The following is a 13,366-nucleotide window of genomic DNA, read 5'->3' on the forward strand; positions in this document are numbered from 1 at the left end:
ATCGCCTCACCGCCTTCCTCCGTTCGCTGGCAGCTGTGGATCGTTGCCTTCGGCTTCTTTATGCAGACGCTGGACACCACCATCGTCAACACCGCGCTGCCGTCGATGGCCGCCAGCCTGCATGAAAGCCCGCTGCATATGCATTCGGTGATTGTCTCCTACGTGCTGACGGTGGCAATTATGCTACCGGTCAGCGGCTGGCTGGCGGACAGGTTTGGCGTGCGCAACGTGTTTTTCAGCGCGATTATCCTGTTCAGCCTCGGTTCGCTGTGCTGTGCCCTTTCTGGCACGCTGGACCAGCTGATAATGGCGCGGGTGGTACAGGGCATCGGCGGGGCGATGATGGTGCCGGTGGGACGCCTGACGGTGATGAAGCTGGTGCCGCGCGATCAGTATATGGCAGCGATGACCTTCGTCACGATACCAGGGCAGATTGGCCCGCTGATGGGGCCCACGCTGGGCGGCGTGCTGGTCGAGTACGCCAGCTGGCACTGGATTTTCCTGATTAATATTCCGGTGGGCATCGTCGGTGCTATCGCTACCCTGCGGCTGCTCCCCAACTTCACGCTGGTTACCCGCCGCTTCGACTTCACCGGCTATCTGCTGCTGGCGGTAGGGATGGCAACGCTGACTCTGGCGCTCGACGGCCAGCGCGGGCTGGGCATTTCTCCGCTGCTGCTGTGCCTGTTTATTCTTGCCGGGGTGTTTGCGATGCTGTTTTATCTGCTGCACGCCCGTCACAACGATCTCGCTCTGTTCAGCCTCAAACTGTTTGATAACCGCGTGTTCTCCATCGGGCTGCTCGGCAGCCTCACCGCCCGCATCGGCAGCGGAATGCTGCCGTTTATGACGCCGCTGTTCCTGCAGATCGGCATGGGATACAGCCCCCTGCACGCGGGGCTGATGATGATCCCGATGGTACTGGGCAATATGGGCATGAAGCGCATCGTGGTACAGATCGTTAACCGTTTCGGCTATCGCCACGTGCTGGTGGGCTCCACCGTCGCGCTGGCGCTGGTAACGCTGCTTTTCCCGATGGTCGCGCTGCTGGGTTGGGATCTGCTGCTGCCGCTGGTGCTGTTTTTGCAGGGCATGGTCAACGCTATTCGTTTTTCGGCGATGAATACCCTGACGCTGAAAGAGCTGCCGGATGACCTCGCCAGCAGCGGCAACAGCCTGCTGTCGATGGTGCAGCAGCTGTCGATGAGTATCGGCGTGACCGTTGCCGGGCTGCTGCTGGGCACCTTCGGCCACCAGGCGGTGGCGGACAGCCCGCTGGTACATCAGGCATTTATCTGGACTTACCTTTGTATGGCGCTGGTGATCGCCCTGCCCGCGCTGGTGTTCTGGCGCGTACCGGCGGAGATCGCCCCGAATACGGTACTGGCCCGCAGGAGAAAAAAATGATCTTTGCCCGCCTCCGCATCGGCATCACCGCTAAGCTGTTTGCCGCGATATTATCAACCTGCATGCTGGTGCTGATCACCATGCACTGGGGCGTGCGCCTGAGCTTCGAGCACGGCTTTATCGACTACATTAAGCGCGGCAACGAACAGCGGATCACCATGCTCAGCGATGCGCTGGCCGATCAGTACGAACAGCACGGCAGCTGGACCTTCCTGCGCAATAACAACCGGCTGGTCTTTAATATTCTGCGCTCGCTGGATCAGAACCCGGAATCCAGCAATCAGCTGCCGCCGCACGGCTGGCGTACCCAGTTCTGGGTTATCGATCAGAACTATCGCGTGATGATCGGTCCGCGCGGCCCGGTTCCGCCGGAAGGCACGCGCCGGGCGATTACCACCAGCGATAATAAAGTGGTCGGCTGGGTGGTCGGTTCCCCGTCAGAACGGCTGACTCGCGTGGCGGATATTAATTTCGACCGGCAGCAAAACCGCACCAGCTGGATGATCGTCGGCCTGACAATGCTGCTGGCCGCGCTGGTGACCTGGCTGATGTCGCGCGGGCTGCTGGCCCCGGTTAAGCGCCTGGTTGAGGGCACGCATCATCTGGCCGCCGGTGATTTTACCAGCCGGGTGGAATCCACCAGCCGCGACGAACTTGGCCGCCTGGCGCAGGATTTTAACCGCCTGGCCAGCACGCTGGAAAAGAACGAAAGCATGCGGCGTGCGTTTATGGCCGATATTTCCCACGAGCTGCGCACCCCGCTGGCGATCCTGCGCGGTGAGCTGGAGGCGATTCAGGACGGCGTGCGCAAACTGACGCCGGAGTCGATTATTTCGCTACAGGGCGAGGTCGCCACGCTGACCAAGCTGGTCGATGATGTCCACCAGCTGTCGCTGTCCGACGAGGGCGCGCTGGCCTATCGCAAGCGCGACACCGATCTGGTGCCGCTGCTGGAAATGGTCGCCGCTAACTTCCGCCATCGCTATGAGCAACAGGGCCTGCGGCTTAACCTGTCGCTGCCGGAGGCCGCGCCGCAGTTTGGCGATCCGGATCGGCTGGGGCAGCTGTTCACCAACCTGATGGAAAACAGCCTGCGCTATACCGACGCCGGCGGCAGCCTGAGCATTTATCTGGAGTCCGGCCCCGGCGGAAACCTGCTGCGTTTTGAAGACAGCGCGCCGGGGGTGAATGACGATCAGCTCAAACAGATTTTTGAACGTTTCTATCGCGCCGAGGGGTCACGCAACCGCGCCAGCGGTGGCTCGGGGCTGGGGCTGGCGATCTGCCAGAATATTGTTGCGGCCCACGACGGCACGCTCAGCGCCGCGCATTCTTCCGCCGGGGGGCTGAAAATTACGGTAAGCTTACCCAATAAACCGCACTGATTTATCCGTACTGAGGAAGTGATATGGAGCAGGAAAAACCGGCACCGCTGATTTTAATCGTGGAAGATGAACCCAAGCTTGGCCAGCTGCTGGTGGATTATCTGCAGGCGGCCAACTATCGCACGCACCACCTGCTGCGCGGCGACGAAGCGCTGGAGTGGGCAAAGCAGAATCAGCCCGATTTAATGCTGCTGGACCTGATGCTACCGGGGCTGGATGGCCTGTCGGTATGCCGCGAGCTGCGCCGCTTCTCCGAGCTGCCGGTCATTATGGTCACCGCCAAAACCGAAGAGATTGATCGCCTGCTGGGGCTGGAGATTGGCGCGGACGACTATATCTGCAAGCCGTTCAGCCCGCGGGAAGTGGTGGCACGGGTGAAAACCATTCTGAAGCGCTGCCTGCGGCCAAAAGAAGAGGCGGTACAAACCTCGCTGCTGTGCATGGATGAAAACCGCTTCCAGGCCAGCTGGGATGATAAACCGCTGGATCTGACCCCCGCCGAGTTCCGCCTGTTGAAAACCCTCGCCCACGAGCCGGGCAAGGTATTTTCCCGCGAACAGCTGCTGAACCAGCTGTACGACGATTACCGCGTGGTGACCGACCGCACCATCGACAGCCATATTAAAAACCTGCGCCGCAAGCTGGAATCGCTGGATGCCAGCCAGCCGTTTATCCGCGCAGTCTACGGCATGGGCTATCGCTGGGAAGCCGATATCTGCCGATTGATTTAGATCAACTAATCTCCCGCTTCCCTGCCTTACAATCCCGCACCGAAATCTGCCCTTAGCGACGCCACGCCGCAAAGGGCAGCCATCCTGGCAATATCTGACCTGACATCAGACTGAGAAAACATGTTTAAACCGGAACTCCTCTCCCCGGCCGGCACGCTGAAAAATATGCGTTACGCCTTCGCGTATGGCGCAGACGCCGTTTACGCCGGTCAGCCGCGCTACAGCCTGCGCGTGCGCAACAACGAATTCAACCACCAGAACCTGGCGATCGGCATCAACGAAGCCCACGCCCAGGGCAAAAAATTTTACGTGGTGGTCAATATCGCCCCGCACAACGCCAAGCTGAAAACCTTTATTCGCGATCTTCAGCCGGTGATCGATATGGGGCCGGATGCGCTGATTATGTCCGATCCCGGTCTGATTATGCTGGTGCGCGAGGCCTTCCCGCAGATGGATATTCATCTGTCGGTGCAGGCCAACGCGGTGAACTGGGCGACGGTGAAATTCTGGCAGCAAATGGGCCTGACGCGGGTGATCCTGTCGCGCGAGCTGTCGCTGGAAGAAATCAGCGAAATACGTGAGAAAGTGCAGGAAATTGAACTGGAGATTTTCGTCCACGGCGCGCTGTGCATGGCCTATTCAGGGCGCTGCCTGCTTTCCGGCTATATCAACAAGCGCGATCCGAACCAGGGAACCTGTACCAACGCCTGCCGCTGGGAATACAACGTGGAAGAAGGCAAAGAGGATGCGATTGGTAACATCGTCCATCGCCAGCAGCCGATTGCAGTGCAGAACGTTGAACCGACGCTGGGCATGGGCCAGCCGACCGACAAGGTGTTTATGATCGAAGAGGCGATGCGCCCCGGCGAATATATGACCGCTTTTGAGGACGAGCACGGCACCTACATTATGAATTCGAAGGATCTGCGTGCGGTGGCGCACGTGGATCGGCTGACGCAGATGGGCGTGCATTCGCTGAAAATTGAAGGCCGCACCAAGTCGTTTTACTACTGCGCGCGCACGGCACAGGTTTATCGCCGTGCCATCGACGATGCCGCCGCCGGTAAGCCGTTCGATCCTGCCCTGCTGGAAACGCTGGAAGGACTGGCGCACCGCGGCTATACCGAAGGCTTCCTGCGCCGCCACACGCACGACAGCTATCAGAGCTACGACGCGGGCTATTCGGTGTCCGATCGTCAGCAGTTCGTTGGGGAATTTACCGGTGAGCGCCGTGGCGCGCTGGCGCAGGTGGACGTTAAGAACAAATTCAGCGTTGGCGACAGTCTGGAGCTGATGACCCCCGCGGGCAATATCAACTTCACGCTGACGCAGATGGAGAACGGCAAGGCGCAGGCGATTGAGGTGGCGCCGGGCAACGGACATCTGGTGTGGTTGCCGCTGCCCGAAGAAATGGATCTGCAATTTGCACTGCTGATGCGTAATCTGGAAGGCACCACCACCCGCAATCCGCACGCGTCAGAACTGGCAAAAGAAGTTTCATAAGGTTATCGATCTTAGAATCCGATCACAGTACCGGGGGAGGTTCCCCGTTATTATGCGCTGGCTCCTAACGACAAACATTAAACAGCATTCTCTGCACGTCCGGATATCAAGCTGAACTCCGGGCGGAATGAACCACCTCATTGGCCCGGTCGGCTCCCCCGTCCGGGCTTTTTCTTGTCCTTTTTTCCGAAAATATTCCCTTCTGGAACCCCACAGTTCACCGTCTGTAACAGGATATGCTATATCTTGAAACCATCCGCCACGAACTTCAGGAAAATAAAAAAATGGTAAATGATTCAATCACGCTGGCGATTTTGAACGGTAAAAGCGCGGGCAATGAGGATCTGCGCCAGGCGATTGCCACTCTGCGTGAGGAAGGCTACCGCCTGGAGGTGCGCGTGACCTGGGAACACGGTGACGGCGAGCGCTACGTGCGTGAAGCGGTGGATCTGAATGCCACCACGGTGATTGCCGCCGGCGGCGACGGCACGATTAATGAGATCGCCACCGCACTGGCCGGTCTGCCACCTGAACGGCGGCCGGTGCTGGGCATTGTGCCGCTGGGTACTGCTAATGATTTCGCCACCAGCGCGGGCATTCCGCTGGAGATGGAGAACGCGCTGCGGCTGGCAATTATCGGCAAGGCGACGGCTATTGATTTAGCGCGGGTAAACGGCGATCGCTATTTTATCAATATGGCGACCGGCGGTTTCGGCACGCGCATTACGACGGAAACGCCGGAGAAGCTGAAGTCGGCGCTGGGTGGCGTGTCCTATTTTATCCACGGTTTGATGCGAATGGATACGCTAAAGGCGGACAGTTGCCATCTTCGCGGTCCGGATTTCGACTGGCAGGGTGATGCGCTGGTGATTGGGATTGGTAACGGTCGGCAGGCGGGCGGCGGTCAGCGTCTTTGCCCTCAGGCGCTGATTAATGACGGTAAGCTGGAGCTGACGATTGCCACGTCGCAGGAGCTGTTGCCGACGCTGTTGCATACGTTGACCAGTGATGATGAGAATCCGAATTTGATTACGGCGTCGCTGCCGTGGCTGACGATTGATGCGCCGAATGAGATGACGTTTAATCTGGATGGCGAGCCGTTGACGGGGACGAAGTTTAAGATTGAGGTGATGCCGGATGCGTTGGAGTGCCGGTTGCCGCCGTCGTGTGAGCTGTTGGCTTAATTTTGGATTTGGTGTTTGCAGGGTCGTTAGTTAACGCAGGCTGGTTGTGCCCCAGACACCGATTCAACAGCAGGAAAAATGTGCACACCGGGAATTTATGCTGTGTTATTTGCATAGTCGGAAGTTAACGCTGGCTGGTTGTGACCCCGTTCGGCCGTCCTCGCGCCGCTTCGCGGTTCCCTCACTTCGTTCGTCAGCCGGGCGGACCGCCACAGACGGACCGTCCTGGCCCGGCTGTGACTTTCGGCCGCATCCATGCGGCCGAATCCTGGCTTCCTCTCTACGTTCAGCGCTGTGGATTGCCCGCTCGGGGTCACAACCAGCCTGCTTTCTAACTTTCGCGTTGCCTGAAAATACAAAAGTGAGGACCCGCCAGGAATCAGTAGCAGAGGCGGAACCCTAAACTCCGGTTCAACAGCGAAAATAATGTGCACTGCTGTTTCAGACATATCACCGGGGATTTGTACAGTGCGGTTGGCGGATTCGGGAGAGGCTGCTGGTGGGTGGCCTGATTGCAAATTCCGGAGCGGGCGCTGGCTGGTTGTGCCCCCGGTCGGGCGCACAGCCAGCCTGCTTTTTAACTTTCACGTTGCCTGAAAAACCTAAAGCGAAGACCGTGGTAAAGGGGATAGCCTCTGCTGCTGCGTAAGGGCATCCGCAGCGCTGAGGTGGAGCCATTGCGCCAGGAGACGACAGCAGGGATGCTGGCGTCAGGCCGGGTTTGAACAGGGACGTTCAATCCTGGCCGGTCCGACCGGCACAATGGCGTAACCGAAGGCACCGTGCCAAGCACGGCGCGAGGACCGCCCTGGAGCAGCAGCAGAGGCTGAACCCCATACGCCTGTTCCACAGCGGCATTTTATTGCGCAACCGAAGGCACCGTGCCATGCACGGCGCGAGGACCGCCCTGAAGCAGCAGCAGAGGCTGAACCCCATCCTCGAACTTTACAGCGCCTTCCCCCCGATCTGTGATCCCCCTCGAAAATCCAACCAATCCAACTTGTATGGTAGTACGTCATTGGCGTAATTTTGCGCCATAGCGAGTCAACAAGGCGAATTGAAATGAAAATTGTTAAAGCGGAAGTGTTTGTCACCTGCCCCGGCAGAAACTTTGTCACGCTGAAGATCACCACCGATCAGGGACTCACCGGCATCGGTGATGCCACGCTCAACGGCCGTGAACTGCCCGTCGCGTCCTACCTGAAAGATCACGTCTGCCCGCAGCTGATCGGCCGCGATGCCCACCAGATCGAAGACATCTGGCAGTTCTTCTACAAAGGGGCCTACTGGCGTCGCGGGCCGGTCACCATGTCTGCGATCTCCGCCGTTGACCAGGCGCTGTGGGATATCAAAGCCAAAGCCGCCAATATGCCGCTTTACCAGCTGCTCGGCGGCGCATCGCGTACCGGAGTGATGGTTTATTGCCATACCACCGGTCACAGCATCGATGAAGTCATGGACGACTACGCCAAACATAAAGAGCTGGGTTTCAAAGCCATTCGCGCCCAGTGCGGCGTGCCGGGAATGAAAACCACCTACGGCATGGCCAAGGGCAAAGGCGAGGCCTACGAGCCGGCAACGAAAGGCGCGCGGCCGGAAGAACAGCTGTGGTCGACCGAAAAATACCTCGACTTCACGCCAAAACTGTTCGATGCCATCCGCAACAAATTCGGCTTTGATGAGCACCTGCTGCACGACATGCATCACCGCCTGACGCCGATCGAAGCCGCGCGCTTCGGCAAAAGCGTGGAGGACTATCGCCTGTTCTGGATGGAAGACCCGACCCCGGCCGAAAACCAGGAGAGCTTCCGCCTGATCCGCCAGCACACCGTCACGCCGATTGCGGTGGGTGAAGTGTTTAACAGCATCTGGGACTGCAAGCAGCTGATTGAAGAACAGCTGATCGACTATATCCGCACCACCATCACCCACGCGGGCGGCATTACCGGCATGCGCCGCATCGCCGACTTCGCCTCGCTGTATCAGGTGCGTACCGGATCTCACGGACCGAGCGACCTGTCGCCAATCTGCATGGCCGCCGCCCTGCACTTCGATCTGTGGGTGCCAAATTTCGGCGTGCAGGAGTACATGGGCTACTCCGAGCAGATGCTGGAAGTGTTCCCGCACAGCTGGACGTTTGATAACGGCTATATGCATCCGGGCGAAAAACCGGGCCTCGGCATTGAGTTCGACGAAAAGCTGGCGGCGAAATATCCCTATGAACCGGCGTATCTGCCCGTTGCCCGTCTGGAAGACGGCACGCTGTGGAACTGGTAAGGAGAGCATGATGAAAAGCGTGGTCATTGAACGTCCCGGCGATCTTCAGATTCAGGAACGTCCGCTGCCGCTGCCGGAAGCGGGCGAAGTCAGGGTGAAAGTGCAGTACGCCAGCATCTGCGGGTCCGATGTGCATATCTGGCACGGGCATAATCCCTTTGCCCGCTATCCGCGTACCATCGGCCACGAGTTTTTTGGCCTGATTGATGCGGTGGGCGACGGCGTGGACGGCGCGCGCATTGGCGAGCGCGTAGCGGTCGATCCGGTGGTCAGCTGCGGTCACTGCTATCCCTGCTCCATCGGTCGCCCCAACGTCTGCAAAGAGCTACAGGTGATCGGCGTGCATCGCGACGGCGGCTTCAGTGAATATGCGCTGGCACCCGCCGCGAATGCCTGGCGGCTGCCGGAGAGCATTCCCGATACGCTGGCCAGCCTGGTGGAACCATTTACCATCGCCGCCAACATCACCGCGTTTTTACAGCCGCAGCCCGACGACGTGGCGCTGATCTACGGTGCCGGCCCGATGGGGCTGACCGCGATCCAGGTGCTGAAAGGCGTTTATGGCGTGAAAACGGTGATCGTCGCCGACCGGATAACCGAACGGCTGACTCTGGCACTGAACAACGGCGCGGATCGCGCGCTGAACAACAGCGACACCCCGCTGGCGGAACAGCTCGATGGCGTGCAGCCAACGCTGATTATTGATGCCGCCTGCCACCCGTCGATTCTTGCCGAAGCGGCCGCACTGGCCTCACCTGCCGGGCGCATCGGCCTGCTCGGTTTCTCCGGCGAGCCCTGCGCTATCACCCAGCAAAGCCTGACCAGCAAAGAGCTGTCGCTATTTACCTCCCGACTGAACAGCAACCGCTTCCCGCAGGTGATTGCCTGGATCGAACAGGGGCTGATCGAACCGGAAAAGCTGGTCACCCATACCCTGCCGCTCAGCCAGATTGAACAGGCGATGACCCTGTTTGAGAAGGACCCGCGCAGCTGCTGCAAAGTAATTTTGAAAGTCAGCTAGCAAAACACCGGGGGGTTTGACCCAGCCCTCCGGCCACAATACCTCTACCTACAGCCCCCAACCGCCAGCAGGCCGGAAAGAGGGGAAGGAGTCATGATGATTAAAAACCTGCGCTGGACCATCGTACTGCTGCTGTTTCTTGTCTATATGATCAACTACCTCGATCGCGTGGCGCTGTCGCTGACCGTGCCGATGATTGAGAAAGACCTGATGCTCAATGCCGAAGAGTTCGGCCTGATTTTCGGCAGCTTCTTCTTCGGCTATGCCATTTTTAACTTCGTTGGCGGCCTGGCAACGGACCGCTTCGGGCCAACCATCACTCTCGGCGTCGCGGTCGGCATGTGGTCGCTGTTCTGCGGCTTTACCGCGCTGGCCACCGGCTTCTGGTCGATGCTGATCCTGCGCGTGCTGTTCGGCATGGCGGAGGGCCCAATCTGCGCCTCGGCCAACAAGGCGATTAACGGCTGGTTCCCGAAAAAACAGGCGGCCACCGCGATGGGGCTGCTCAGCGCCGGTTCACCGCTCGGCGGCGCGATTGCCGGCCCGATTATTGGCTATCTGTCCCTGGCTTTCGGCTGGCGCCCGGCGTTCGCCATTATCTGCTCAATCGGCATTATCTGGATGGTGGTGTGGTTCTTTATCGCCGCCGATAACCCGCTGAAAAGCAAGCTGATTAGCGAACGCGAGCGCGCCCTGATCGCCCAGATGAAAGACGAGCAGCTGAGCGCCGAGGAAGAACTGTCCCAGTCACAGCATGGCCTGGGCCACTATCTGCGCCAGCCGATTATTCTGGTCACCGCCTTCGCCTTCTTCTGCTACAACTATATTCTGTTCTTCTTCCTCAGCTGGTTCCCGGCCTATCTGGTGCAGTCGCACGGGCTGGATATCAAGGCGATGAGCATCACCACCATGATCCCGTGGATTGTCGGCTTCGTCGGCCTGGCGCTGGGTGGGATCATCTCAGACAAGATTTTCCGCATGACCGGCAAACTGCTGCTGTCGCGAAAAATTGTGCTGGTGGTGTGCCTTTTCGCCGCCGCAATCTGCGTGGCCTGTGCAGGAACGGTGAAAGACGTGGTGCCTGCGGTTGGACTGATGTCGGTGTCTATCTTCTTCCTGTATATCACCGGGGCGATCTACTGGGCGATTATTCAGGACGTGGTGCATAAAAGCCGCGTCGGCAGCATCAGCGGCTTTATCCACCTGATCGGCAGCATCTCCGGAATTATCGGGCCGATTGCGACCGGCTACATCGTGCAGCATACCGGTAAGTTCGACAGCGCCTTTATCCTCGCCGGTGGCATCGCCGCGCTGGGTGCCCTGCTGGTGCTGGTGGTGGTGCGTCCGCCGAAAAAATACAGTAAGACTGTTTCAGTTTAAATGGTTGTGCGGGGCGCTCCCCCGCACCTTCAATTAAGGATAATTTATGTTGTCTGTGGAGAACCTTCCAGCAAGCGTGCAGAAACCCGCTTACGACCGTAGTGCATTACGAACGCGAATGGTGCATATCGGCTTCGGTGCCTTCCATCGTGCGCACCAGGCGGTGTGCAGCGACAGGCTGGCTGCCGAGCAGGGCAGCGACTGGGGTTACTGCGAAATCAATCTGAACAACGGCGAGGCGATTCATGCGCTGCGCCAGCAGCAGCTGTGCTACAGCGTGGCGGAAATGGCTGATGACCGGATGGATCTGCGGATTATTGGCGTGGTCACCCAGGCGCTGCACGGCCAGTCGGACGGCGTGGAGGCGGTGATTGACGCGCTAAGCCAGCCGGAGGTGGCGATTGTGTCGATGACGGTAACCGAAAAAGGTTACTGCCACCATCCGGCCAGCGGCGAGCTGAATCTGCAACACCCGGCGATCGTTCACGACCTGGCGAACCCCGATGTGCCGCAGTCGCTGCCGGGGATTATTCTGGCCGCCATCCGCCGCCGCCGCGAACGGGGGCTGCCACCGTTTAGCGTGATGTCCTGCGACAATATGCCGGAGAACGGCCACGTCACTCGCCGGGTGATTAGCCAGCTGGCGCGTCAGCAGGAGCCTGAACTGGCGGAGTGGATCGCCGATAACCTCACCTTCCCTTCCACCATGGTGGACCGCATTGTTCCGGCAATGACCGATGAAACGCACCGTGCCCTGCGCGAACAGCTGGGCTGCGACGATCCGGCGGGCGTGGTGTGTGAGCCATTTTTCCAGTGGGTGATCGAGGATAATTTCGTCAGCGGACGCCCGCGCTGGGAGCTGGCGGGGGCCGAACTGGTGGAAGACGTACTCCCGTTCGAAGAGATGAAGCTGCGCATGCTTAACGGCAGCCACTCGTTCCTCGCCTATCTGGGCAATCTGGCAGGCTACGAGCATATCAGCGACTGCATGGACGATGAGCTGTTTCTGCTGGCCGCGCGCCGCCTGATGCTGTCGGAACAGGCGGTAACCCTGCGCACCCGCGGCGTGGACCTGGAAGCCTACGCCGACTCGCTGATTGCCCGCTATCGCAACCGCGCTATCAAACATCGCACCGCGCAGATTGCCAATGACGGCACGCAGAAGCTGCCGCAGCGCTGGCTGGACAGTATTCGCTGGCATTTACAGCACGGTAGTGATTTCGATCTGCTGGCGCTGGGCGTGGCGGGCTGGATGCGCTACGTTGGCGGCGTCAGCGAGCAGGGAGAAGCGATTAGCATCAACGATCCGCTGCGCGCGGAGCTGGCTCAGCGCGTGGCCGGGAGCAGGGAGGGCAGCGAACGCGTCGCCGCGCTGCTGGCGCTGAGCAGCGTATTCGGCCACGATCTGCCCGCCAGCACCGCGTTTGTCGCCAGGGTGAATCATATCTACCGCCTGCTGCTGGATCAGGGGGCAAAAAGGACCGTTCATCAACTGGTCAAGCCGGGCTGCTGACCGCATTTGCACCACCCGCATGCCGGGGCTGATAAAGCCCTGGCGCTCCGCCATCTTGCTGATTAGACTGAACGCTTTGCTACCATGCGCAGACGGGTTGAGATGACCTGCCGCTAAAGGGACGTTGCCGAATGTCGACTGTATATACCATTACCGCCAGCGAACCGGTAAATCAGCAGATTTACCGCTATCTGCGCCATGAAATTGTCACCTGTGCCATTCCTCCCGGCTGCCTGTTGTCCGAAAAAGACGTCTCCAGCCGCTTTAACGTCTCTCGCCAGCCGGTGCGGGAAGCCTTTATTAAACTGGCCGAGGCCGGGCTGGTACAGGTACTGCCGCAGCGTGGCACCTTCGTGCGCAAGATCTCCGCGCAGCGGGTGGCCGACGGGCGTTTTATCCGTGAAGCCGTAGAAGTGGCCGTGGTGCGCAGAGCGGCGCAGGAAGCCAGTGCAACCGGGCTGGCCGCTCTTGAGCACAACCTGCAGCTGCAAAAGCTGGCGGCGGAGCGCCACGACAGCCAGGCCTTTCTTGTACTGGATGATGAGTTCCACCGCCTGATTGCCGAAAGCATTGACTGCGGGCTGGCGTGGGAAACGGTAGAAAACATCAAGGCCACCATGGACCGGGTACGTTTTCTAACCCTCAGCAAGGTCTCGCCGCCGGAGAGTTTGATAGAGCAGCACTGGAAAATCTACCAGGCGCTGGTGGCGAAAGACGCTAATGCTGCTGAAAGCGCCATGCGCACTCATCTGCAGGAGATGATCTTCTCTATAACTCCGATAGCAGAACAGAATAGCGAATGGTTCGAAGCTGTATAAAACAGCGCTTCGGGGCGAAAAATGCGCCCCGCCCCTCTTTTTTCGCTATTCATGAGGCGTACAGACAAGAATTGACGGTGTAAGACATTTGCGGCTGTACACTGAGCCTTTATAGTAGATCTACATCACAAGATCGGCGTAATTAGC

General features: G+C 59.2%; 10 protein-coding genes. All 10 read left to right on the forward strand.

The window, feature by feature from the left end:
* The 10 genes from mdtD (at position 1) to JOE09_RS13925 (ending at position 13,219) form a co-directional block, all read left to right on the forward strand.
* Complete coding sequence (gene mdtD, locus JOE09_RS13880) at positions 1–1,407, forward strand: multidrug transporter subunit MdtD (RefSeq protein ID WP_200561178.1); 1,407 nt, start codon at positions 1–3, stop codon at positions 1,405–1,407.
* Positions 1,407–2,792 carry an envelope stress sensor histidine kinase BaeS gene (baeS, locus tag JOE09_RS13885; protein ID WP_205066499.1) on the forward strand — a complete coding sequence of 462 codons (1,386 nt, stop codon included), beginning with the start codon at positions 1,407–1,409 and terminating at the stop codon, positions 2,790–2,792. The genes mdtD and baeS overlap by 1 nt, the downstream gene beginning before the upstream one ends.
* A 23-nt stretch (positions 2,793–2,815) precedes the next feature.
* Positions 2,816–3,523: an envelope stress response regulator BaeR gene (gene baeR, locus JOE09_RS13890; protein WP_205066188.1), complete on the forward strand. Its 708-nt coding sequence runs from the start codon at positions 2,816–2,818 to the stop codon at positions 3,521–3,523.
* Positions 3,524–3,643: 120 nt separating this feature from the next.
* Entirely contained in the window at positions 3,644–5,026 is a 1,383-nt protein-coding gene (gene trhP / locus JOE09_RS13895; RefSeq protein WP_205066189.1) for a prephenate-dependent tRNA uridine(34) hydroxylase TrhP, read from the forward strand.
* 284 nt (positions 5,027–5,310) lie between these two features.
* On the forward strand, positions 5,311–6,210 hold the full coding sequence (gene yegS / locus JOE09_RS13900; RefSeq protein ID WP_205066190.1) for a lipid kinase YegS: 900 nt from the start codon (positions 5,311–5,313) through the stop codon (positions 6,208–6,210).
* Between the two features lie 1,062 nt (positions 6,211–7,272).
* Complete coding sequence (manD, locus tag JOE09_RS13905) at positions 7,273–8,487, forward strand: D-mannonate dehydratase ManD (protein WP_105591391.1); 1,215 nt, start codon at positions 7,273–7,275, stop codon at positions 8,485–8,487.
* 10 nt (positions 8,488–8,497) lie between these two features.
* The gene (locus tag JOE09_RS13910) at positions 8,498–9,508 is read left to right on the forward strand and encodes a Zn-dependent oxidoreductase (protein WP_205066500.1); all 1,011 of its coding nucleotides are present in this window, start codon (positions 8,498–8,500) and stop codon (positions 9,506–9,508) included.
* Between the two features lie 96 nt (positions 9,509–9,604).
* Entirely contained in the window at positions 9,605–10,888 is a 1,284-nt protein-coding gene (locus JOE09_RS13915; protein ID WP_123334985.1) for an MFS transporter, read from the forward strand.
* Between the two features lie 46 nt (positions 10,889–10,934).
* A complete protein-coding gene (locus tag JOE09_RS13920; protein ID WP_205066191.1) occupies positions 10,935–12,401 on the forward strand; it encodes a mannitol dehydrogenase family protein in 1,467 nt (488 codons plus the stop codon).
* Positions 12,402–12,532: 131 nt separating this feature from the next.
* Positions 12,533–13,219, forward strand: coding sequence for a GntR family transcriptional regulator (locus JOE09_RS13925; protein WP_105591387.1), 687 nt, complete (start codon positions 12,533–12,535; stop codon positions 13,217–13,219).
* Positions 13,220–13,366 lie beyond the last annotated feature (147 nt).

The sequence above is a fragment of the Pantoea coffeiphila genome (assembly GCF_016909495.1).
Classification (GTDB): Bacteria; Pseudomonadota; Gammaproteobacteria; order Enterobacterales; family Enterobacteriaceae; genus Erwinia; species Erwinia coffeiphila.